We start from the raw sequence: 1,313 nt of genomic DNA, 5'->3' as shown, positions 1-1,313 counted from the left end.
CCGGAGGGCACCGATACCGCAGCCGAATCCACCGGCCCGACCGGGAAAACAGAGGCCGCATCAGACGGCTTCGAAGCATCGGACGGCTTCGAAGCATCGGACGGCTTCGAGGTATCGGAGGAATCGAACGTGTTGTCCTTGCCCGGGGAGCCAGGGGTATTCCCTGTCTGCGACCCAGGCCCTGCCCACGGCAGCGGGGTTTTCTCCCCGTCGAACCCTCCGCCATCGGTGGCGGTGTCCGGACGCCGGCTGGTGTCGGCCAGGTACGGGCTTGGGCCTTGCGGGTGCAGCTTGCCCCGCCACGCCAAGCCCGCCAGATTGCCCACACCGGAGAACACCGACTCGGACACACCCGCCGTCAGCGAGAACGGGTTCCAGGTCACTTCCTGGCCCGTGGCCGCCTGATACCCGACCTCGCCGAACAACTCGCCCAGGCCGTCGGACAACGCCTCCCCGATCCCGCTGCCGAACCGCGCCGACCACATGCCCCGCACCGACATCCCCGCGTAATGATCCAGGTGCTCCCCCACCACATCCGCGAAGCGCGCCATCGCCGACACCGGATACAACTCCGCGTGCTTGTCCACCGCTTTCCTGGCCGCCGCCTCCAGAATCTTCTCGTCCACCTCATCGCCGAGCCCCCGCACCAGCACCTTCGTCAACGCGTTGCCGACCAGTCCGCCTACCGCCGACAACGGCAGCGACACCAACGCCGAGAACGCCCCCATTCCCGCCGCCTGCTCACTGAGCTTCCCGTCCCACTTCGCACTGGACTTCTCACCCAGCATCTGCGCCTGGGCCTGCAGATCCGGCACCACGTTGAACGCCACCCCACCGGCTGCCGCCATCGCCAGCCGCATGAACAACTGGCCCCACCACCGCGACAACAAAAACCGCATCACCGCCATCCGTGCGGCCAGCCACGCCATCGACGCGCCCCCGGTCGCTCCCGCCCACGCCACCGCCCACGCCATCTCCACCAACAACAATTCCAGACCATAAATCGTCACCAGCTTCAAATAGCGCACCTGCCGCGCCAGGTTCCGCACGAACACCGCTAACTCCCGCAACGCCCCCTCACCCGAGGCCAGCAGCCCATCGAAAGTGTCCAGCCCATCGGCGAACCGGTCCGCCGCCTTTCCCGAAAACCCCGTCCGCACCTTCGCCACCAACTCCGCCACCAACCCGCCCATCTCCCCGACCCCCACCGCACCCGACTCCAACGCATCCGCCACCGCGAACAACACACCCTCATCCGCATCCGTCATATCCTCACCGGTCAACACCTGGAAAAGCCGCCTCACCCCCTCCGG

Annotated in this window: 1 protein-coding gene; it reads right to left on the bottom strand. The window is 67.2% G+C overall.

All coding sequences use genetic code 11. The annotated features are described in order from the left end of the window. The coding region (locus ACWDKQ_RS36225) for a WXG100-like domain-containing protein (RefSeq protein ID WP_450143249.1) at positions 1-1,268 on the bottom strand (1,268 nt) is incomplete at its 3' end. Between the last annotated feature and the right edge of the window lie 45 nt (positions 1,269-1,313).

This window comes from Saccharopolyspora sp. NPDC000995 (genome assembly GCF_053599315.1).
The sequence above is the reverse complement of the archived record's forward strand: the minus strand, read 5'-3'. Positions and strand labels throughout refer to the sequence as shown.